The 20,729-nt window shown below is 60.9% G+C and carries 19 protein-coding genes; 7 read left to right on the top strand and 12 right to left on the bottom strand.

Annotated elements, in window-relative coordinates:
- Window positions 1–39 precede the first annotated feature (39 nt).
- A complete protein-coding gene (locus D4A92_RS03840; protein ID WP_203018218.1) occupies window positions 40–402 on the bottom strand; it encodes a thiol-disulfide oxidoreductase DCC family protein in 363 nt (120 codons plus the stop codon).
- Window positions 403–641: 239 nt separating this feature from the next.
- Between D4A92_RS03840 and D4A92_RS03845 the strand changes: the two genes are divergently transcribed.
- Window positions 642–1,442, top strand: a complete 801-nt coding sequence (locus D4A92_RS03845) for a creatininase family protein (protein WP_203018220.1) — start codon at window positions 642–644, stop codon at window positions 1,440–1,442.
- 15 nt (window positions 1,443–1,457) lie between these two features.
- Here D4A92_RS03845 and D4A92_RS03850 read toward each other — a convergent pair whose 3' ends face one another.
- A complete protein-coding gene (locus tag D4A92_RS03850; RefSeq protein ID WP_203018222.1) occupies window positions 1,458–2,411 on the bottom strand; it encodes a LysR family transcriptional regulator in 954 nt (317 codons plus the stop codon).
- 178 nt (window positions 2,412–2,589) lie between these two features.
- Between D4A92_RS03850 and D4A92_RS03855 the strand changes: the two genes are divergently transcribed.
- The 6 genes from D4A92_RS03855 to D4A92_RS03880 all read left to right on the top strand — a co-directional run bounded on the left by D4A92_RS03855 (window position 2,590) and on the right by D4A92_RS03880 (window position 9,018).
- Window positions 2,590–3,606, top strand: a complete 1,017-nt coding sequence (locus D4A92_RS03855; protein WP_203018224.1) for an ABC transporter substrate-binding protein — start codon at window positions 2,590–2,592, stop codon at window positions 3,604–3,606.
- Between the two features lie 246 nt (window positions 3,607–3,852).
- On the top strand, window positions 3,853–4,680 hold the full coding sequence (locus tag D4A92_RS03860) for an ABC transporter ATP-binding protein (protein ID WP_203018226.1): 828 nt from the start codon (window positions 3,853–3,855) through the stop codon (window positions 4,678–4,680).
- Entirely contained in the window at window positions 4,680–5,474 is a 795-nt protein-coding gene (locus tag D4A92_RS03865) for an ABC transporter permease (protein ID WP_203018228.1), read from the top strand. Before D4A92_RS03860 ends, D4A92_RS03865 begins: the two co-directional genes overlap by 1 nt.
- Window positions 5,474–6,787: a cytosine deaminase gene (locus D4A92_RS03870; protein WP_203018230.1), complete on the top strand. Its 1,314-nt coding sequence runs from the start codon at window positions 5,474–5,476 to the stop codon at window positions 6,785–6,787. Before D4A92_RS03865 ends, D4A92_RS03870 begins: the two co-directional genes overlap by 1 nt.
- Window positions 6,788–6,789: 2 nt before the next feature.
- Window positions 6,790–8,199, top strand: a complete 1,410-nt coding sequence (locus D4A92_RS03875) for an FAD-binding oxidoreductase (RefSeq protein WP_203018232.1) — start codon at window positions 6,790–6,792, stop codon at window positions 8,197–8,199.
- A gap of 237 nt (window positions 8,200–8,436) precedes the next feature.
- Complete coding sequence (locus tag D4A92_RS03880) at window positions 8,437–9,018, top strand: NAD(P)H-dependent oxidoreductase (RefSeq protein WP_203018234.1); 582 nt, start codon at window positions 8,437–8,439, stop codon at window positions 9,016–9,018.
- A 15-nt stretch (window positions 9,019–9,033) separates the two neighbouring features.
- On the opposite strand, the gene D4A92_RS03885 is transcribed toward D4A92_RS03880, so the two are convergent.
- The 10 genes from D4A92_RS03885 to D4A92_RS03930 form a co-directional block, all read right to left on the bottom strand.
- A complete protein-coding gene (locus tag D4A92_RS03885; protein ID WP_203018236.1) occupies window positions 9,034–9,423 on the bottom strand; it encodes a RidA family protein in 390 nt (129 codons plus the stop codon).
- An 89-nt stretch (window positions 9,424–9,512) separates the two neighbouring features.
- Window positions 9,513–10,604 carry an ABC transporter ATP-binding protein gene (locus D4A92_RS03890; RefSeq protein WP_203018238.1) on the bottom strand — a complete coding sequence of 364 codons (1,092 nt, stop codon included), beginning with the start codon at window positions 10,602–10,604 and terminating at the stop codon, window positions 9,513–9,515.
- An 11-nt stretch (window positions 10,605–10,615) separates the two neighbouring features.
- Window positions 10,616–12,859 carry a glycoside hydrolase family 2 protein gene (locus D4A92_RS03895; RefSeq protein ID WP_203018240.1) on the bottom strand — a complete coding sequence of 748 codons (2,244 nt, stop codon included), beginning with the start codon at window positions 12,857–12,859 and terminating at the stop codon, window positions 10,616–10,618.
- Between the two features lie 9 nt (window positions 12,860–12,868).
- The gene (locus D4A92_RS03900; RefSeq protein WP_203018241.1) at window positions 12,869–13,690 is read right to left on the bottom strand and encodes a carbohydrate ABC transporter permease; all 822 of its coding nucleotides are present in this window, start codon (window positions 13,688–13,690) and stop codon (window positions 12,869–12,871) included.
- Window positions 13,687–14,583 (bottom strand): carbohydrate ABC transporter permease, encoded by an 897-nt coding sequence (locus D4A92_RS03905; RefSeq protein WP_203018242.1) that lies wholly within the window; start codon window positions 14,581–14,583, stop codon window positions 13,687–13,689. Before D4A92_RS03905 ends, D4A92_RS03900 begins: the two co-directional genes overlap by 4 nt.
- Window positions 14,584–14,712: 129 nt before the next feature.
- Window positions 14,713–15,981 (bottom strand): ABC transporter substrate-binding protein, encoded by a 1,269-nt coding sequence (locus tag D4A92_RS03910; RefSeq protein ID WP_203018243.1) that lies wholly within the window; start codon window positions 15,979–15,981, stop codon window positions 14,713–14,715.
- A gap of 153 nt (window positions 15,982–16,134) precedes the next feature.
- The gene (locus D4A92_RS03915; RefSeq protein ID WP_203018244.1) at window positions 16,135–17,205 is read right to left on the bottom strand and encodes a LacI family DNA-binding transcriptional regulator; all 1,071 of its coding nucleotides are present in this window, start codon (window positions 17,203–17,205) and stop codon (window positions 16,135–16,137) included.
- Window positions 17,206–17,388: 183 nt separating this feature from the next.
- Window positions 17,389–17,640, bottom strand: a complete 252-nt coding sequence (locus tag D4A92_RS03920; RefSeq protein WP_203018245.1) for an acyl carrier protein — start codon at window positions 17,638–17,640, stop codon at window positions 17,389–17,391.
- A 6-nt stretch (window positions 17,641–17,646) separates the two neighbouring features.
- Window positions 17,647–19,131: a hypothetical protein gene (locus D4A92_RS03925; RefSeq protein ID WP_203018246.1), complete on the bottom strand. Its 1,485-nt coding sequence runs from the start codon at window positions 19,129–19,131 to the stop codon at window positions 17,647–17,649.
- Window positions 19,128–20,696: an AMP-binding protein gene (locus D4A92_RS03930; RefSeq protein ID WP_203018248.1), complete on the bottom strand. Its 1,569-nt coding sequence runs from the start codon at window positions 20,694–20,696 to the stop codon at window positions 19,128–19,130. Before D4A92_RS03930 ends, D4A92_RS03925 begins: the two co-directional genes overlap by 4 nt.
- Window positions 20,697–20,729: the final 33 nt, after the last annotated feature.

The raw sequence follows: 20,729 nt of genomic DNA on the forward strand, positions 1-20,729 counted from the left end.
CGAAGGGACAGCCTCAAGGAACAACTTACCGCAACGATATCATGAATTTGAGGAGGAACGGACCAGACGCTGCAGGCGCGGGCGGATGCGCAGAAAACCCCGATAGGCGGCTTCGAAGACCGGCGTCAACGGTTTCCATCCAGCCAGGAGACCGAGCGGTCGCAACACCGGAATGGCCCGCCACATGGCCGCGAAAGCCGCGGCACCCGACAGGAGTTTTCCCGCTTCTTCTGCATGGAAACGGGCCAGAAGCTCGGCTCGATCGATCGGACAACTGCCTTGAGGGTCGAACGCATCGATGAAGTTGATCGCACCGCGACTGTCGAGACGGCGCATCAAGGCGATCTCTCGCTGGCAGAGAGGACAACTGCTGTCGAACCAGACGGTCACCTGCGCGGACATGCTCGCCTTTCACGGGGAGAGTTTTTGTCTCTCCATAACTGGGGCCAAAGCTGCCTTCCGGCAATGCGGCGTCCCGCCGCTGCCTCACTGCTGTCGCCGGTCACCTTTGACCCGGAACTTCAAAGCGGCAAGCCGCGCGAGCGCAATTTGGCATCGGCGCGAGCGGAATATGATGCTTTTCGGACCCCGCGATTTTGCCTTATCGAACGAGGTGAACAGAGACGCAGAGGCAGACGGCAATGACCAGACCATTCTTCTGGAACGAACTGACGACGACGGATTTTGCAGGGCTATCGCCGGAAACGACGATCGCCATCCTGCCGATCGCTTCGACCGAGCAGCACGGACCTCACCTGCCCATTGCGACCGACGTGTCCATCGCAAACGGCATGCTGGCGGAATTGCAGACCCAGCGCCCCGATGATCTCGACTTCCTCGTTCTTCCCACCCAGGAAATTGGCAAGGCCAACGAGCATGTGTACGGGCCCGGCAGCCTGTCCTTCGGCCCGGAGATCCTGATCCCGGCCTGGACGGCGATCGGCAGCAAGGTCGCCGAAGCCGGCATTCGCAAGCTCGTCATCGTCAATTCTCATGGCGGCAATGTCGATGTCATGAGCATTGTCGGCCGCGAACTGCGGGTCCGACACCAGATGGTCGTCGTCACGACCCAATGGGGCCGTTTCGGAAACCCGGAGGGTATGATCTCCGAGCATGAGAGCCGCTACGGAATTCATGGCGGTGAGGTCGAGACCTCGCTGATGCTGCATTTCCGGCCGGAACTGGTGCGTATGGACAAGGCACAGAACTTTATCTCGAAAGCCGAGAAGATGCGCGCAAGCTCGAAATATCTGACGCCCCTGCCGCCGCATTCGCTCGCCTGGATCGCCCATGACCTGAACCCGCACGGCGTGGTCGGCGACGCCTCGAAGGGCACTGCCGAAAAAGGTGCCGCGATCTGCCGCCATCAGGTCGCGGGCTTCATCGAACTCTTGCGCGACGTTGCCGCCTATCCGCTCTCGAACCTCTACACGCCCAGCTGACCGGACACTCGCCCCTCAGCTCTGGCCGCGAATGGTCTCGGGGATATGCCCCCGCGCCTTGAGGTCCTGAACCAGCGCCAGAAGCTCCTGCATCAGATATTCGACGAAGAGGCTTGTCGCGGAATCGAGTGGCGCCCTTGCACGGGCGAAAAGCTTCATCGGCTGATGACGGATATGAGCCTCGGTCAGCGGCCGGAAGATCAGCTCGCCGCGTCGGCATTCGGCAACCGCGTCGAGCGGATTGAGCATGGTGAGCCCCGTGCCCGCCTTGACCAACTGCTTCATCAGTTCCGAGGAATTCGTCTCGACAACTGGCTCGACGAGCAGTGGCAGCGGTGCCAGCGCCAGATCGATGATATTGCGCAGGCTGGTGCCCGATTGCGCCAGTATCAACGGCTCCTGAACCACCTCCACAAGATCGATCGGCCCCTCATCGCGCGCCAGCCGATGGCCGGGCGGCAGCACGACACCGACAGGCACATCGATATTCGCAAGGGTGCGAATACCGGGGGTCGCCGGGATGTTGAAGCCAAGGCCGAGATCGACCTCGCCGGTGAGCACGGGATTGATCGTCGTTGAGCCACCGTCATTGCGCAGCTTGATCTGAACACGGGGATGCGCAGCAACGAAGCCAGCCAGGATTTCCGGCAGTGGTCCGGAGGCAAGACCGACCGTCGTCACCAACGACACCTTTCCGGCCTGCGGCGTCTTCAAGCCGCGGATCCGGCCCTCCAGCCGCTCGTAATTCTTCAAAACGTCGCGGATGTGTTCGACACACAGCTCTCCGGCGGCGGTCAGCCTCAGCCCTTTCGGCAAACGCTCGAAAAGGGGCGCGCCCAGTTCCTCCTCCAGCGCCAGGATCTGGCGATTGACTGCAGATGATGCGACATTGAGGCGCTGGGCCGCCTTCCGGATCGAGCCGCAACGGACGATTTCGTTGATGTAGACGAGCTTTCTGGAGTGCAGCACGAGGCCTCCGCTGCGTAAAAATTAGTCATGCCGCATCACTATGCATCAATCTCGAGAGCAGTGCAAAAAAAGCATCGATGCGGACGAAATTTGATGCTTTTCAAGACGCAATGCGACCGATCAAATGACCGAAAAGGGAGCCCGAAAACGGGTCCTGCAACGAACAGGGGAACGATCAATGCGCGACATGCTCACTAAGACCAGCCTCTTTGCCTTGATGGGCCTTGTGGCCTCGCTCGGCTCCACCTCGGCGGCTCTTGCCCTCGACGAAGTGACCTATGGTACAAACTGGCTGGCCCAGGCCGAACATGGCGGCTTCTATCAGGCAGTCGCCGATGGCACCTATGAGAAATACGGCCTGAAGGTCACTGTCGTACAGGGTGGCCCGCAGGCCGCCAACCGCGCGCTATTGATCGCTGGCAAGGTCGATTTCTACATGGGCAGCCCGCTCGGCGAGATGGACGCCGTCAAGGAAGGCATCCCGCTGATCGACGTGGCCGCCATCTTCCAGAAGGATCCGCAGGTCCTGCTCGCCCATCCGGATCAGGGCATCGAGACGTTTGCCGACCTCGCCAAGCTCGATAGCATCTTCATGGGCAAGGACGGCTACGTCACCTATTACGAGTGGATGAAGAAGAACTTCGAGGGCTTCACCGACGAGAAGTACAAGCCCTACACCTTCAACCCCGCTCCGTTTATCGCAGATCCGAAGTCTGCCCAGCAGGGTTACCTGACCTCGGAGCCCTATGAGATCGAGAAGCAGGCCGGCTGGGCGCCAAAAGTCTTCCTGCTCGCCGACAACGGCTACAATCCCTATTCGACGATGATCACGACCACGACGACCATGGTCGAGAGCAAGCCCGATCTCGTCCAGCGCTTCGTCGATGCCTCGATCGAGGGTTGGTACAACTACCTCTACGGCGACAACAAGGCCGCGAACGACCTCATCAAGAAGGACAATCCGGAAATGACGGATGGCCAGATCGAATACTCGATCGCCAAGATGAAGGAATACGGCATCGTCGAGTCCGGCGAGGCGATGGACAAGGGTATCGGCTGCATGACCGACGAGAAGTACAAGGCCTTCTTCGACGCCATGGTTGAGATCGGCGTCCAGCCGGCCGACCTCGACTACAAGAAGGCCTATACCACACAGTTCGTCTGCAAGGGCGTCGGCATGGCGCTGAAGAAGTGATGCGACACAGGGCAGAGGCGTTACCCCCCTCTGCCCTGCCGGGCATTTCCCCCACAAGGGGGGAGACCGGCTGAGCGGCAGGCCTATCGCCCGCCTTTGGAGTGCCGAACAACGCGGCAAACGCGCCGCTCCGCTCTCCCCCCCTTGTGGGGGAGATGTCACGCAGTGACAGAGGGGGGTACCCCACCTCGCAACGTCAACCTTGCCGCAACACCAGAATGCAACGCGGATGTAACGCGAGACAGAATGACCAGTTCGCCAGCCACCGAAGACCCCATCACCCCGCCCCCCGAACAGCGCCGCGCGCTCGTGGTGATGAAGGACGTGTCCAAGGTCTTCTCCAGCGGAACGGTGGCGCTGACCGACATGTCGCTCACCGTCAACGGTGGTGAGTTCGTCTCGCTGCTCGGCCCCTCCGGCTGCGGCAAGTCGACGGCACTGCGCATCATCGCCGGCCTCGGCGACACAACGACTGGCACGATCGACTGGCCCAGCTCGCGCATCAACTCCAAGGGCCTGCCCGACGGCGACATCTCCTTCGTTTTCCAGGAGCCGACGCTGATGCCCTGGGCTACCGTCTTCGGCAATGTCTACCTGCCGCTCAAGCTGCGCGGCATCTCCAAGTCTGCCGCCAGGGCCGATATCCTCGCCGCCCTCGACCGCGTCGGGCTCAAGGACTTCGCGGACGCCTATCCGCGCGAACTCTCCGGCGGCATGAAGATGCGCGTCTCCATCGCCCGCGCGCTGGTCACCAAACCGAAGCTTCTTCTGATGGACGAGCCCTTCGCGGCGCTCGACGAAATCACCCGGCAGAAGCTGAACGACGATGTGCTCAAGCTCTGGAAGGAGACCGGCATTACCGTCATTTTCGTCACCCACTCCGTCTTCGAAAGCGCCTACCTCTCGAGCCGCATCGTGGTGATGAAGGCAAGGCCAGGCCGTGTGCATGCCGACTTTCCGCTGCAGACCAGCCTCGACCGCGACGGCTTCTACCGGACGTCCGAGGAGTATCGGCAGGCCTGCGAGACCGTGTCCAAGACACTGATCGAAGCCATAGGCGGGGAGCATCACTGATGACCGGATCGGCTGAAACACTTCTCAAGATCTTCGTGCCCATCCTCGTCGTCTGTCTGCTGATCGTGGTCTGGCAGGTCGGCGTCTCGGTCTCCGGCGTTCCGCAATACATCCTGCCCGGCCCGATCGCGGTTGCTGGTGCCCTGTTCAAGGACTGGGGCACGCTGTCGCCAGCCCTCTGGGTCACCACCAAGATCACCCTGATGTCGCTTGGGCTAGCGCTGTTGGGCGGCGTCGGCATCGCCGTTGCCCTCGTCCAGTCGAAATGGATCGAGATCGCCTTCTACCCGATCACTGTCATCCTGCAGGTCACCCCGATCGTCGCGATCGCCCCGCTGATCCTGATCTATTCCCCCTCGACGCAAGTGGCGCTGCTGATCTGCGCCTTCCTCGTCGCCTTCTTCCCGATCCTGTCGAACATGGTCCAGGGCCTGAAAAGCGTCGATCACAACCTGCTCAATCTCTTCGACCTCTATGGCGCCTCACGCTGGCAGACCTTGCTTTACCTGAAGCTTCCGGCCTCCCTTCCCTATTTCATGACCGGCTTGCGCATCGGCGGCGGCCTCGCCCTCATCGCCGCCGTCGTCGCCGAATTTGCCGCCGGTTCCGCAGGCGCCGGTTCAGGCCTTGCCTTCCGGCTGCTTGAGGCCCAGTTCCGTCTGAACATTCCGCGCCTCTTCGCTGCCCTCTTCCTGCTCTCCTGCCTCGGCGTGGTGATTTTTGCCATTACCTCCTTCATTTCCTGGCTGGCATTGCATCGCTGGCACGAGAGCAGCCTGAAACGAGAAAACTGATGTCGAGTCCCATTGCCAATCTCCCCGCCGCAAAACGCTTCGTGCTTGCCAATGCGACACTGCCGCAGATTTGCGTCGATGGTGTCGAGGCGCCGGCCTGCGAGGGCCTGATCAGCGCCGACATCGTCGTTGCTGACGGCAAGGTGGAGGCGATCCTGAAGCCCGGCGAGGCACCCGCTGGCCTCCCCTCGACGGATCTCCGCCACGGCATGGTCTGGCCGACCTTCACCGACATGCACACCCATCTCGATAAGGGTCACATCTGGGATCGCCGCCCGAATCCCTCGGGCGATTTCATGGGTGCGCTCGAAGCGGTCCAGGCCGATCGTGTCGCCCGCTGGACGGCTGAAGACGTCAAGGCGCGCATGGAATTCTCCCTGCGAACGGCCTATGCCCATGGCACAAGCCTGATCCGCACCCATCTCGACAGCCTGGCGCCCCAGCACCGCATCTCCTTCGAGGTCTTCGCGGAAGTCCGCGACGCCTGGGCGGGCAAGGTCGACCTGCAGGCCGCCGCCCTCTTTCCCTTCGACCAGATCACCGACGAGGCCTTTTTCAAGGATCTGGTCGAAGTCATCGTCGCCCACAAAGGCCTGCTCGGCGGCGTCACCTATCTGATGCCGGAACTCGACGAAAAGCTCGACATCCTCTTCCGCACAGCCTCCGAAAACGGCCTCGACATCGACCTGCATGTCGACGAGACACAGGACAAGGAAACCCTGACGCTGAAGACCATTGCGGAAGCCAAAATCCGCAATGGCTTCGAAGGATCCGTCACTGTCGGCCATTGCTGCTCGCTCGCGCGTCAGGACGAGGATCTGGCGAAACGCACCATCGATCTGGTGGCTGAGGCCGGCCTCTCCGTCGTCTCGCTGCCGATGTGCAACATGTATCTGCAGGACCGTCACCCGGCCCGCACGCCCCGCCAGCGCGGCGTAACCCTCTTCCATGAACTCACGGCAGCAGGCGTCGCGACCGCCGTCTCCTCCGACAACACCCGCGACCCCTTCTATGCCTACGGTGATCTCGACCCCGTCGAGGTCTTCCGCGAAGCGGTGCGTATCATCCATCTCGACCATCCGCTGGACACCGCCGCCCGCGTCGTCACCCGCACGCCCGCCGACATCCTCAAGCGTCCCGACCACGGACGCATCGCCGTCGGCGGCAAGGCGGACCTCGTCCTCTTCAGCGCCCGCCGCTGGAGCGAATTCCTTTCCCGTCCGCAGGCTGACCGCATCGTGATGCGGAATGGCATGGGCATCGACCGCAGCCTGCCGGATTACCGCGAACTTGACCCGTTGCTTGGAGTTTAGACATGGCCGACTACGCGAGGATCAAACAGGAACTGGACGGCATCGCCGTCGAAGACAATCCGGCGCTCGTCAAACAGAAAAGCCGCGACTTCTACTGGTATTCGCCGATCCTGAAGGAAGAACTCGACAATGTCGTCGGTGACCTCGTCGTCTCGCCGACAACGGAAGAAGAGGTCATCCGGACGCTCAAGGTCGCCTATGCCCATGGCGTGCCCGTCACCCCGCGCGGCGGCGGCACCGGCAATTACGGCCAGGCCATGCCGCTCTCGGGCGGCATCGTTCTGAACCTGATCAACATGAACAAGGTGAAGGAGATCCTGCCCGGTCGCGTCATCTGCGAACCAGGCGTCATCATCTCAGAACTCGACAAGCAGACCAAGGAACATTCCGGCCAGGAACTGCGCTTCCACCCATCGACGAAGCAGACCGCCAGCGTCGCCGGCTTTATCGCCGGCGGCTCCGGCGGCGTCGGCTCGATCACCTGGGGCGGCTTGCGCGACCTCGGCAACATCCTGCGCCTGCGCGTCGTCACCATGGAAGCCGAGCCGCGCGTGCTTGAACTCTCCGCCTGGGATCTGCAGAAGGTCTCGCACGCCTATGGCACCAACGGCATCATCACCGAAGTCGAGATGCCGCTGGCACCTGCTTACGACTGGGTGGACGTCATCGTCGGCTATGACGACTTCATGGACGCGGTGAAATTTGCCGATGCGCTCGCCCACAAGAACGGCATCCTCCTGAAGGAAGTCGCCCCGATCGCAGCCCCGATCCCTTACGACTATTTCACGCGCCACAAGCCCTGGCTGAAGGAAGGCCAGTCGGTGGTCGTGCTGATGGTGGCACCCCATTCGATGGAGCCCTTCCTGGCGCTCGCCGAGCGGATGAAGGGCGATGTGCGTTTCCGCTCCGATCAGGTCGAAAGCATGAAGGGCATCCCGCATGCCTATGAGCTGACCTGGAACCACACGACGCTGCGAGCGCTGAAGCTCGATACCAACATCACCTATCTCCAGGTCCAATACCCCGGCCCCAATCATGTCGAGAAGGTCCGTGTCATGACCGAGCTCTTCCCCGACGAGGTCATCGGCCACCTCGAATTCATCAAGTTCGACGGCCAGATCCAATGCGCCGGCCTGCCACTGGTACGCTACACCACCCAGGAACGGCTGGAAGAAATCATCCGCATCCACGAAGAAAACGGCTGCCCAATCTTCAACCCGCACCGCTACACGCTGGAAGAAGGCGGCATGAAGCAGACCGACCAGGTCCAACTCGCCTTCAAGAAGGAAACCGATCCGAAGGGCCTGCTCAATCCCGGCAAGATGATCGCCTGGGAGAACCCGGACTTCGACTTCTCGGCGGGCAAGAACTACCTCTTCCCGGGCCTGGAAGTGTTTTCCGAAGCCTCATAAGGCCCTTCAGATGCGTTGCGGCTCCCTGTTCCGGAACCGCAACGGATAACCGCCGGAACGAACTTATTCCGAAGGTACTCCCGGCCGGACCAATCCGGCCCATGCGACATCAGACATGGCATCCCCCATCCCTCGGCATCAGGCGGCGAAGGATCGGGATGTTGGGACAAACGGCGCGGAAGTTTTCAACTGGACCCCGACTGCGAACGCGGCGGGCAACGACTTGGAGCTTTTGACATGCGCGTACTCGTCCTTCACTCCCACCCCCTAGACGAGAGCTTCGGCCGGGCGCTTTACAAGCTGACATGCGAGAGCCTGGAAAAGGCCGGCCACGAAGTCGACGGCTGCAATCTTTATGAGGAGGGTTTCGACCCGGTGCTCTCAGCCCATGACCGCCGCGTCTATCACGACATCCCGGACAATCTGGCGCTCGTGAAGCCCTATGTCGACCGCTTGCTGAAAGCCGAAGCGCTCGTCATCGTCACGCCCGTCTGGAATTTCGGCTTTCCGGCCATGCTGAAGGGCTATTTCGATCGCGTCTGGCTGCCCGGCGTCTCCTTCGACCTGGTCGACGGCAAGCTCACCCCGACGCTCCGCCACATCAGGAAGCTCGCCGCCGTCATGACCTATGGTGCCACCCCGATGCGCGCCTTCCTCGCCGGCAATCCGCCAAAGAAGATCGTGAAGCGCGTCATCCGCGCCCAGATCAAGATCGGCGCGCCGGTCAAATACCTCGCCCATTACGACATGAACAATTGCACGGAAGAAACCCGTGCAGCCTTCATGGCCAAGGTGCGCCGCGAGATGGAAAATTTCTGAGAGAAAGGCTTGCGGTCAGACCACCTTGGCCGCTGTCACCTCGACTTCAACGAGGAATTCCGGCCGCGTGAAGCCGCCCACCACCAGCAGTGTCGAAACCGGCTTCGGATCGAGCGTATAGCGATCGCGCACCGCCATATAGGCGGGAAAGTCCTCCCGCCGCGTCACAAAGCCGGAGATCCGGATCACATCCGCGAAGGTCATCCCAGCCTCTTCCAGAATGGCCTTGATCGCCTCAAAGCAAAGCTCGGCCTGGCCGGTCACATCAGGCGGGATCGTGTCGTCTGGACGGATGCCAAGCTGACCTGAAGTGACGAGCAGGCTCGCACCTGGCGGCACCAGCAGACCGTGATTGTAGTGTCCGAAAGGACGGCGGACGGAGGGGGGATTGAAGACCTTTTTCATGGGTCCGAGCCTAGCGCGGCGAGCCCGTGTGCGAAAGCGCAAAGCGCGCATCGACTCGCCTTTTGTCCTTGGCGATTGAGGCCTGTCGGCTAACGAATGCGCAGCCCCGAAGCATCGAAGAGAAAGCTGGTCTTCGCAGAAATCCCCACCGCGATCTCGTCGCCATAGCGCGCTCCATGACGCCGCTCTTCCTGCTCGATGATGATCTGCTCGCCGGGCACCGTATGGGCGTAAACATAGCTGGTATTGCCGAGATGTTCGACAACATCGACATGCGCCACCATCCGCGTATCCCCGCTGCCATCAGGCAGGAAATGCTCTGGCCGCACCCCGACCGTCACGGCATCGCCGACCTTTGGCGGGGTCGCGCAGGCAATCGTCAACTGCGTATCCGGCCGCGCAGTGAGGGCGACAGTGACCTGCCCACCCTCCGCCTGAGCGACGACCGTGGCCGGCAGAAAATTCATTCGCGGCGAGCCGATGAACCCGGCCACGAACATGTTGTCGGGATCGTCGTAAAGGGCGAGCGGCGCTCCGACCTGCTCGACAATGCCGCCACGCATGACGACGATCTTGTCGGCCAGCGTCATAGCCTCGACCTGGTCATGCGTGACATAGACGATGGTGGCGTTGAGCTCCTTGTGCAGCCGGGCGATCTCGACACGCATGTGCACGCGCAGTTCCGCGTCGAGGTTCGAAAGCGGCTCGTCGAACAGGAAAACGTCTGGCTGGCGCACGATGGCACGGCCGATCGCGACACGCTGCCGTTGGCCGCCCGACAAGGCCTTGGGCTTGCGGTCCATCAGCGCGTCGAGTTCGAGGATCTTCGCCGCCGCATTGACCCGTCGCTCGATCTCGTCCTTCGCCATGCCGGCAAAGCGCAACGCGAACCCCATGTTCTCCCGCACGGTCATATGCGGGTAGAGCGCATAGGTCTGGAACACCATGGCAATGCCACGCTTCGACGGATCGACATCGTTCATCACGCTGCCGCCGATCTCAAGCGTGCCTGCGGAAATGTCCTCAAGCCCCGCGATCATCCGCAGCAGCGTGGACTTGCCGCAGCCGGACGGACCGACGAAGACGACGAATTCCCCCGAGGAAACCTCGAGATTCACCCCCTTGATGACCTCAAGCGAGCCGTAGGACTTGCGGATATCGGTGAGCCGGACCTCTGCCATGTAAGCCTCGCTCAGGTGACGTTGAAGGTCATGCGCTTGGTCCCGAAGGGACGGCAAGTCGCCGACAGCGTCAAGTGACCGGTTTCGTTTCCGGCTTCGACATAAACGCCAACCGCGCCACCCTTGAAGGAGAGAAGCGAGGGGCCGACGATCCGGCCCGGGCCTTCGAGCGACACCTCGACCGGATCATCGAAGAAGCCCAGGACATTGCCGCCCTGATCGAGCGCACGCAGGATGACGCGAACCGTGTCCTTCTCGCCAGATCGAAGCTCAGTGTCGTCAGCCGCGATGTCCAGAGTTGTCGGCAGCGGATCGGCTGGCAGATGACGGCGAACCACTTCCTCGCCGTTGATAAAGCCGACCAGTTCGCCATCCCGCCAGGTCATGCCCCATTCGCCGAATTCCTCCGGCGTGACCATGCTGTGGTCGAGAATGCAGGGCGGATGCGGGAGGTGCGGATAGGTCTTAGTATCCGGCTCGATCCGCTTGACGATATGGCCCATGCGGATTTCGACATAGTCGCAATTGGTGAGCACGATCAGCGGCAGCACGCCACCGATATTGCGCTCGCCACGCGCCCAGAAGCTGACCGGCTGCATTACCACTTTGTCAGTTGGGTCGCCCTGCGAGGCATAGGCGTAAGCCGCGAATTTCGGCTCGCGATACATGTCGGTGACGCCGTGATAGCAGATGCGATCGCCGGAGCCGAAATCCTTGTGGGTGTTGTAGTCGAACATGCACCAGCCGGTGGACCCCGAGATCGACGGGTCACCGGCGGCGGCATTGAGGATCGCCAGATGCCGGCCGACATGCTCCGCCTGCCGCTGCTCCTGGTCGAAACGCTTGGTCGGATACATGTGACCGCCGTATTCGGTGATCATGTAGGGCACCTTGCGGTCGAGCCCGGTGACCTCGCGCTGGTCGCGCAGCACCAGCCGCTCGCGATTGTGGCCCGGCATTTCCTCCATGCCGAGGATGAAGTCGTTCATCGTATAGACGTCTTCGAGCAGCTCGCTGTCGGTGATGTAGCGAACACCGCCGGTCTGGCGGGTCGTGTCGAGCGAACGCGCCATGGCATTCGTCTCGACATAGAAGTCGTGATCGTCCTGGCTCTCGTTGATGCGGACACCCCAGATGATGATTGAGGGGTGGTTCCAGTCGCGCTCGATCATCCGGCGCACGTTCTGAACGCTCTCCGCCTTCCAGGCATCCCCGCCGATATGCTGCCAGCCGGGAATTTCCTCGAAGACCAGCAGACCGATCTCGTCGCAACGGTCGAGGAAGTACTTCGACTGCGGATAATGCGAGGTGCGGGCAATGTTGCAGGCGAGATCGAACTTCAGGATATCGGCATCCTTCTCCTGACCACGCCGACCCATGGCGTAACCGAGATGCGGCCAGGCCTGGTGACGGTTGAGGCCGCGCAGCTTCACGACGCGACCATTCAGCTTAAAGCCCTCGATCGTGTATTCGGCCGAGCGGAAGCCAAAACGGCTCGTCGTCTCATCGATACCGGCTGCGGTCTCCAGCGTAACGGTGAGGTGGTACAGAGCAGGATTGTCGATATCCCAGAGCGTGATGCCCTGAAGTGCGGAAAAGCTGAGCGCGACCTCACCGCCGGAAACACTTGCCTCGGTCCGCGCAATTTCCTGACCCGCGGCATCCTTAAGAACAGCCGTAACCTTGCCGGAGAGCGCCTGATCCGTCGGATTGGAAATCCAGACCCGCGCCGTGACCTGCTTGGTTTCAGAGAGCACATCCGGCGTCTCGATCTTGACGTTCTTGATCGAAACCGGCGCAGTGATCTTGAGCCAGACGTCGCGATAGATGCCAGCATAGGTGAGATAGTCGATCACGCCACCGAAAGGCGGGATTTCGGGGTTTTCCGAACCATCGATCTTCACCGTCAGCAGGTTGTCGCCGGCCTTCAAATGCGGCGTCAGCCGCGCCTCGAACGGCGTATAGCCATCCTTGTGCCCGGTGATCTCGGCGCCATTCAGATAGACCACGCTGTCCGCCATGGCGGCATCGAACACCAGCGAAACTTCTTTGCCTTCGAAACGCGGATCCCAGGCAATGACCTTCTGATAGGTGAAGGCCTTCTGATAGCTCTTCTCGTCGAAGTAATTATAGGGCAGCTCGACCGACGTATGGGGAAGCTGGACCGTCTCGCCCGGCTGGGACGCCGAGGCAAAAGCCGGCTCGAAGCCTGCGCGGAAGGTCCAGTCCCGGTTGAAAGTCTCGATAATGCGCATTTCAAAGTCCTATTTCACGGAGCCGAGCATGCCCTGCACGAACTGGCGCTGCATGGCGAAGAAGACGAGAAGGGTTGGAAGGGTGGCAAGAATGGTGCCGATCATCACCGTGCCGTATTCGGGCGAATAGGCGGAGGCGAGCGACGAGACCACCAGCGTGATCGTCTTCATGTCGTTCGACTGCAGCACGATCAGCGGCCAGAGATAGTTGTTCCAGTTGAGCATGAAGACGATGACGAAGGCCGCCGCATAGGTCGAGCGCATCACCGGGACATAAATATAGAAGAAGATCTGCCACTCCTTCAGACCATCGACCTTGGCCGCATCGCGAAGCTCGGTCGGGAAGGCCTTCGAGGCCTGGCGGAAGTAGAAGATGATGAAGGCCGACGCGATCATCGGCAGCATGATGGCGATATGCGTGTTGAGCAGTCCCGCCTTGCCCATCAGCATGAAGAGCGGGATCATCAGCGCCGCGAACGGCACCATCAGCGTCAGCAGGATCACGGTATAGACCCGCTCCCGAAGTTTGGAGCGGAACATCTCGAAGCCATAACCGGCAAGCGACGAGACGAGCAGCGTCAATGCTGTGCCGACCAGCGCGATCTTCACCGAATTCCAGAAGACCAGCGGCACATCCACCTGCGCAAAGAAAGACGCGATATTGTCGAGGAGGGCCGTACCGAACGTGACCTTTCCGCGAATGATCTGGCTGGTCGTATTCGTTGCCCCAATCACCATCCAGATGAAGGGGAAGATCGAGAGAAAGGCGGCAAGCGACAACACGCTGTACTGCACGATGTCGGGCAGGCGGCGACGAAGTATTGTCATCATCGACGTTCCCTTGCGGCATAGAATTGCAGGAAGGAGAGCACCGCCACCATCAGCACGATCACATAGGAGACGGTCGCCGCATAACCGAAGCTCGGCATGAAGCGGAAGGTCAGATTGTAGATATAAAGCGACAAGGTCAGCGTCGAATTCGCCGGCCCGCCCGTGCCTTCGGTGAAGTTATAGACCTCGTCGAAGAGCTGCAGCGTGCCGATGGTCGAGGTGATCGTGGTGAACAGGATCACCGGCTTCAGCATTGGGATCGTCAGGAAGGCGAAACGCCCCCAGGACGGCACGCCGTCGATCTTCGCCGCCTCGTAGATCGAGCGGTCGATGTTCTGCAGCGCTGCCAGATAGAAGATCATGTTGTAGCCGGTCCAGCGCCAGGTGATGGCGATGATGATCAGGACCTTGGCCCAGAAGGGGTCGGTGAGCCAGCCGATCGGTTCGCCGATGACGCCGATGGCGAGCAGCGTATTGTTCACCACGCCGTCGAGCGAAAACATGCTCTTGAACAGGATCGAATAGGCGACCAGCGAGGACACGCAGGGCAGGAAGATCATCGTCCGGAAGAGGCCGGAATAACGCAGCTTCGGATTGTTCAGCATGGCGGCCAGGATCAGCGCCATGGTGATCATGATCGGCACCTGCACGATGAAGAAGATGATGGTGTTTTGCAGCGCCTGCCAGAAGACCGGATCATTCCAGAGACGCACGAGGTTACCCGTGCCTGAGAATTTCAGCATCATTCCGCGTCCCGAATACAGGGAGAGAATGAGCGAGCGAACGATCGGATAGAGCATGAACAGCGAAATGAGCGCGATGGCGGGCGCAACGAACAGCCATCCGTTCACGTCGTAATAGCGTTTCAAGCTGGATCTGGATGTGGTGGCCATGCGGTTATCCCCGAACCCGATCAGTGGTCACTGAACCTTGTTATGCGAAGGGAAGCCGCGCGACGTTTCCGCCGCGCGTCTCCGGGAGGACAGGGGCCATGCCCGAGGCCAAGCCCCTGTGGGATGGGCTTACTGGATCTGAGTGGCGGCCTGGCTTTCGATCGCCTTCAGGACGTCATCCACGGGCGTGCCTTTCAGCAGTGCCGGGAAGTTCGCCGTGACGGCCGTATCGAGCTCGTTGGTGAAGATGCCGTAATTCACAGCCGGCACCTGCTCGAGCCAGTCCGCGAAATTCTGCCAAACCGTCTGACCGCTGAAGAAATCGTCCGGCTTCTGATAGGCCTCACCAGTGCGGGCGGCGAGCAACGAACCGACGGCGCCTCGCTCGGTCAGGATCTTCTGATAGAAGTCGAGATCCTTGGCATAGACCTCATTGAGGAAGTCGATCGCCTCATCCTTCTCGGCGGACGCTTCCAGCACATACCAGCTTGAACCACCGAGGTTCGATGCAGCCGTCGCACCCTCGATGTTGAGTTTCGGAATGGCGGTCAGCGCCCATTTTCCGGCCTGGTCAGCCTGCGATTTGACGGTACCGGTGATCCACACGCCCATCAGGACAGATGCGACATCGCCCGACGTGAGCGCACTGATGCCGTCATTCCAGCCGCTGGTCGGTTTGGCCACACCTTCGTTGACAATGCGGGCCTGGGTTTCAAGTGCGGCCTTCAGCGCGGCGTTACCCGTGATGTTGAGACTGCCATCCTCGTTGAAATACCACTGGCCGCCGGACTGCATCATGATGCGGATCAGGCCGCCGTCATTGCTGTCGAGCGCCATCATCTCGTGGCCGGTCTTGGCCTTCACGTCCTTGCCGATTTCGATAAAGCGGTCCCAGGTCAGGTTCTCCATATCGGAGGCCTTGTAGCCAGCCTGTTCGAGATAGTCCGTGCGGTAATAAAGCCCGGTGACGCCGGAATCGAAGGGAACGCCATAGACCTCGCCCTCGAGCGTCATCAGGTCGACCTTGTATTTGGCAAAGCCGGAATAGTCGATCTTGTCGGTCAGCGCGGCAAAGGAGCCCGGGAAGGACTGGAGATACTTCTGCGCGCCGTAATCCTCAATGAGCACGATGTCCGGCAGCGTGTCGGTCATGCCGGAGGCGAGCCCCGTTTGCAGCTTCTGCTCAACATCGGCCTTGGCGAAGTCGACGATGTTGAAGGTCGTGTCGGGGTTCTTAGCAGTATAACGCGCCGCCGCTTCCTTCATGATCGCAACGTTGAAGTTCGGGTCCCAGCACCAGATGGTGACTTCACCGGCAAAGGCGGCGGTGCTGCAGAGAAGTGCGGCGCCAGCAACGGTGGCCGAAATCGAGCGCTTGAACGCGCGAGAATAATCCATGTCTTCCTCCCAAGATCTCGTTGAACGCGGCAGCTCCATCCCCTGCCTGACGGTCACTATTCCTGAAAATCGGGAGACAGCCAAGAAAATTTTTACTAAATATTTTGTGCGCTGCGGTAAGTCACGAGGATCTCACAACCTTTCCACGAAGACTTAAGTGCGCACAGGCCTTCTCGCACTGCCACGCCAGACCATTTCGGTCGGCAGGGTGACATGCTTGGAATAGTCGCGCCCGTTCAGCCGCTCGACCAGGAGATCTACGGCCACTTCGCCGATCAACTCGCCGGGAATGCGCATGGTCGAAAGCGGCGGGTTGAGAAATTGCGCCACAGGAATGTCGTTGAAGGCCACCACCGCGACATCATCAGGAATTGAAAGCCCCGCCTCCTGGATGGCCCTGTAGGTACCGATCGCCATATTGTCGTTCGCCGCAACGATGGCATCGGGGGGCGTATCGAGTGCCAGCAGCGATTTCGCCTGCTGGTAACCGGTCTCAAGCCGGAGGTTCTGGCCGAAGCGCTCGCTTTGCCCAAGCGCCATGAGCTCGGGCTGGTAGCTCCCGCGCGCCTCGTGCCATTCGATGAAGGCCTTGCAGCGCTGCTCTCCATGCATCAGCGCATCATTGTCCATTAGCTCGTAGCCGCCGACAAAGCCGATCCGGCGGTAGCCAGCCTGCTCCAGACTGTCGAGGATAGTGGTCGTCGCCTCGCCCAGATCGGCGCGGACACAATCGAATTGCGGCATGCGTGGATTGAAATCAGCCATGATCAGATGCGGACAGACCTTGGCCATCGCCTCGATCTCGGCTCTGGGATGATGCCCGACCACGATCGTCGCGGAAATGCCCGTCAACATCGCAAGATCGACGGGCACATCGGGATTGAACACCCTTGCGATCTCGATCTTGTACTCGCGGCAGCGGGCCTCGATGCCAAGCCGCACGCCGACATAATAGGGATCGACCAGCTCCTCCTGCGGCGCCAGGAAGTGGACGATGGCGACATGCGCCGACACATCCGCATGGCTGGCCATCGGAATGTTGAGCGGAGGAAGCAGGGCATTCTTGCGCGCGCGTGGCGTCGCATAGTTCAGCGCTTCGGCCGTTTCGATGATCGCCTGCCGCTTTGCCTCGGAGACCGACAGCGTCTGGTCGTAGTTCAAGACACGGGAGACGGTCCCCGACGAAACGCCGACGGCCTTCGCGATTTCCTTGATCGTCACCACGGCGGCCTGTCCCTCCTCCACCTCTTTCCCAAGGAAACTGGTAAACCTCAGGAAAATATTTACTAGGCCACTGCGGAGATCGATACAAGCACTTCCTTGAAGACGGACCGGACCGATGCAGAGCGCCGTCCTGACGAGACACGACGACGTGGATTGCAGGGAAATCTGATCCGCCGTGAAGCCTTATCCTTGTGTCTCGCTGACAAAGGCTTCGATCTCGGCGAGACTGTCGAGACGGGTCACGTCGAAATCGGCAGCAGCCAGATCGATCCCGAAAGTCTCCTCGAGCAGCATCATCAGATGCGTGGCCGCGAGCGAATCCAGCCGTCCGCTGAAGAAGAGCGAATCCGTATCCAGAAGCGGCTGCCTGTCGCCGCGCTCTTCGAGCAGTCCCTGAACACGAGCACGGATGGATGCAATCTTGTCGGTGGTCATGGCAGGTCAAACTCCAAACAGGCCAAACAGAAAGTGGAAGCGATCCGACAGCTGGCCTTCGAGCCAGACGCTGTCGAAGATTTTCAGAAAGCAGAAGAACAGCGCCACATTGATCCGGGGCAGAACCTCGTGACGCCAGAAGCCATCCGCCGGCGAGGTCTTGCGGCCCCAGATCTGCGAGATGATCAGGCCCGCCGAGAGCAGACCGACATAAAAGGCCAGCGTCGCAAAACGGTCGAGTTCATCGAAAGGCGTCCCGTCTGCGAAGACATGGGAGACGAAGATCAGATGGTAGAGGAAATTGCCGAACCCGGCCGCACAGAAGGTGGCGAACGCGATCCGCAGGCGTGGCGATGTCTTGAACCAGCGCATGAAGGCCGGATAGAAGAAGAAATCAACCAGAACCTCCTTGAAGTAATAGTAGTAGCGGTTCCAGAACTCGGCGATCGAGCGGGATGCCAGCGGGTTCACCGTATTGCGCGGGATGTTGTAGCCCATCATGCGCGCCACGGCGACGATGGCATGGCCCCAGGCGGCAATGATCAGCAGATCCACACCGTAATTGACGATCAAACCGGCCCATTGGAGGCCAAGGGGCATGGTCGCAGTATCCCCCGGATTGAGGATCATGAAGCCGAGTTTCGGCACGCCCAGCATCTCATGAAACAGTGTCGTGGCCGCAAGCGCGGTCCAGCTGAGAATGGCCGTCCACACGGCGAGTTTCAGTGCCTTTAAGCGCGTTACGGCGAGGGCTTCGTCATCCTTTGCCTCGAAACGCTTGAGGAAGGACAGACCCTTGCCGAACGGCGCGACATCACCGCCCCAGACCGGACGCATGTAGAGCGCCCGCACGCCGTCCGGTGCTGCAGCCTTGGCCCTCAGGTCGACAGCCGCATAGGCGAGAAACCAGAAGCAGGATGCCCAGACAGCGAGGAAAGCCCAGAGCATGGCATGGCCATAATCGCCCGGCGGCACGAAGGCGGCAACAGCAAGCACCGCAAGGAAGCCGACAAGCTGCACCAGCACCGGACGGCGGGACCAGATGCCGCTGCTCATGCGCTGGCCTGCGATCATCAGCTGCGCAAAACCGAGGAAAAGAACCACACCGGCCACCTGGAGGGCGAGCGGAGGCACGGACACGCCGTTCCCGACCGCTGCGGCCAAGTCGACAACAAGCGTGTTCATGTCGGCGGTTCGGAAGGGCCGCAGCAACAGGAAGACTAGGCTCGACGTGACCAGAATGGTGAGCCGGCGCTCTGGCCAGCGCGCTGCAGCAAGAAGGGTCAAAGCGATCAGTGCAAGTGCCGACAGACTGATCTGCAGGCTTACGGCGAGTGCCGCAAGGAAGAGTGCATGGATCAGAAGCAGTCCGCGGATGGTCCCGGCAAAGCTGCGCGCTGCCGGATTGGCGTCGATCGTCAACCAGGCACGCCGCCACTTCATGAGGCGGCCTAGAGGGCGAAGCGGCTCTTGCTCGAAAACGATGCTCAAGACGCGCCCCCTTCGAGGATGTCACGCAATGCGCGCCGATCCACCTTGCCGTTGACGTTGACGGGTAGCCTATCCTTGAGATGAATGGCTTCCGGGACCATGTAGCGTGGCAGCGACCGCAACATCTTCGTCTGGATCGATTGAGCCGTTTCATCGCTGCCGGCGACAAAGCCGACCAGCCCGGTGGCAGCACCATCGACATGGGGCCAGGCCACGACCGCAACGACCGTGCTGTCAGCCGCCAGCCGCAGATGCGCCTCGACTTCTTCCAGCTCGATCCGGTTACCCTTGACCTTGACCTGGTTATCCGTCCGGCCGAGATGATGGTAGACGCCCTCGGCATCGCACAGACCGAGGTCCCCCGTCAGGTACCAGCGCTCACCATTCATGTCGCGGAAACGGTCCGCCGTCTGTTCCGGCGAAGCAAAATAGCCAATGCCGACCTGCGGCCCGCCCAGCGCGATTTCTCCCGGCACACCCGGAGCCACCGGCTGCAGGTCAGGACCGAGGATTGCGATCCTGCCGTCGCTGAAGGGTGTGCCGATCGCTACCACCCCGCGCCCTGGCGTAAGCGGCATCTCGGCACCCACGCTTTGCCTGAGCATGACGACGGTGCATTCCGTTGGCCCATAGATATTCTCGATGGCGCTGTTTGGCGCGGCAACCTTCCAGGCCTCGACCGTCACGCCCGGCAGCGGCTCGCCGCAAAAGACGGACAGGCGGATCGTCTCGAACAGTCCGGGCTTCAACGAACCGGCCGTACGCATCATGTTGACGATTGTCGGCACCGACATCCAGGCCGTGATGCCATGGCTGCGAATGAAATGCTGCGGTGCCGATAGCTCGAGCGCCGACATCACATGCAGTGCGGCGCCCGACTCCAGTGCCAGGAACAGATTATGCACACTGAGGTCGAAGGTGAGGTCATGCGCTTCGGCAACCCGGTCTTCTGTCCCGAGCGTCGTCCACGGGCGTGCCTGCACCAGATAGGACGCAAGAGAGGCGGCCGAGATCACCACACCCTTTGGAAGCCCGGTCGTGCCGGAGGTGAAGATGATATAGGCCTCATGATCCGGCCCCACCATCTCGGGTTCGCCGAGCGACGGATCGGTCAGGGCGTCGAGCGGCGTGATCGCAGCATCCACCGTTGCCGGCATATCGGCCCGCTCAGGGCCGATGATAATGGAAGGGGCCGCAGCCAGGACCTCCGGCGTCAGCAAGCCTATCCCATTGCGGTCAACGATCAGCGCATCAAGCTGGAGCAGGCTCAGCAGCGTGACCAGCCTCTCCGGCGGCCATTTCTGATTGAGCGGCACATAGGTCGCACCCGCCATGCAGGCGCCGAGAATGCCAACATAACCCTCTAGGCTTCGGGTGGCGAAAATCCCTACGCGCCGTTGTCTCAACCGCGGCGCCAGATGGCCGGCGAGGCGAGCAACCTTTTGCGCCAAGACTTCATACGTAAACTCGCGCCGCGCAACGACCAGGGCAGTCGCACTGGGATGAGCATGCGCGCATTGCCAGAAGGGAGCGGCAATGTTGAAGTTTTCATGCGTTGTTTTCACTGGAACACCGTTCAAGATTAAGCCCGTGTCACT

Source organism: Rhizobium rosettiformans (genome assembly GCF_016806065.1).
Taxonomy (GTDB): Bacteria; Pseudomonadota; Alphaproteobacteria; order Rhizobiales; family Rhizobiaceae; genus Allorhizobium.

Coding starts and splice junctions, on each gene's coding strand:
- D4A92_RS03885 (WP_203018236.1), bottom strand. CDS start 9,423: ATGAAAAAGGTCTTCAATCCCCCCTCCGTCCGCCGTCCTTTCGGACAC.
- D4A92_RS03895 (WP_203018240.1), bottom strand. CDS start 12,859: ATGCGCATTATCGAGACTTTCAACCGGGACTGGACCTTCCGCGCAGGC.
- D4A92_RS03920 (WP_203018245.1), bottom strand. CDS start 17,640: ATGACCACCGACAAGATTGCATCCATCCGTGCTCGTGTTCAGGGACTG.
- D4A92_RS03840 (WP_203018218.1), bottom strand. CDS start 402: ATGTCCGCGCAGGTGACCGTCTGGTTCGACAGCAGTTGTCCTCTCTGC.
- D4A92_RS03880 (WP_203018234.1), top strand. CDS start 8,437: ATGCGCGTACTCGTCCTTCACTCCCACCCCCTAGACGAGAGCTTCGGC.
- D4A92_RS03865 (WP_203018228.1), top strand. CDS start 4,680: ATGACCGGATCGGCTGAAACACTTCTCAAGATCTTCGTGCCCATCCTC.
- D4A92_RS03860 (WP_203018226.1), top strand. CDS start 3,853: ATGACCAGTTCGCCAGCCACCGAAGACCCCATCACCCCGCCCCCCGAA.
- D4A92_RS03910 (WP_203018243.1), bottom strand. CDS start 15,981: ATGGATTATTCTCGCGCGTTCAAGCGCTCGATTTCGGCCACCGTTGCT.
- D4A92_RS03870 (WP_203018230.1), top strand. CDS start 5,474: ATGTCGAGTCCCATTGCCAATCTCCCCGCCGCAAAACGCTTCGTGCTT.
- D4A92_RS03900 (WP_203018241.1), bottom strand. CDS start 13,690: ATGATGACAATACTTCGTCGCCGCCTGCCCGACATCGTGCAGTACAGC.
- D4A92_RS03845 (WP_203018220.1), top strand. CDS start 642: ATGACCAGACCATTCTTCTGGAACGAACTGACGACGACGGATTTTGCA.
- D4A92_RS03905 (WP_203018242.1), bottom strand. CDS start 14,583: ATGGCCACCACATCCAGATCCAGCTTGAAACGCTATTACGACGTGAAC.
- D4A92_RS03855 (WP_203018224.1), top strand. CDS start 2,590: ATGCGCGACATGCTCACTAAGACCAGCCTCTTTGCCTTGATGGGCCTT.
- D4A92_RS03890 (WP_203018238.1), bottom strand. CDS start 10,604: ATGGCAGAGGTCCGGCTCACCGATATCCGCAAGTCCTACGGCTCGCTT.
- D4A92_RS03875 (WP_203018232.1), top strand. CDS start 6,790: ATGGCCGACTACGCGAGGATCAAACAGGAACTGGACGGCATCGCCGTC.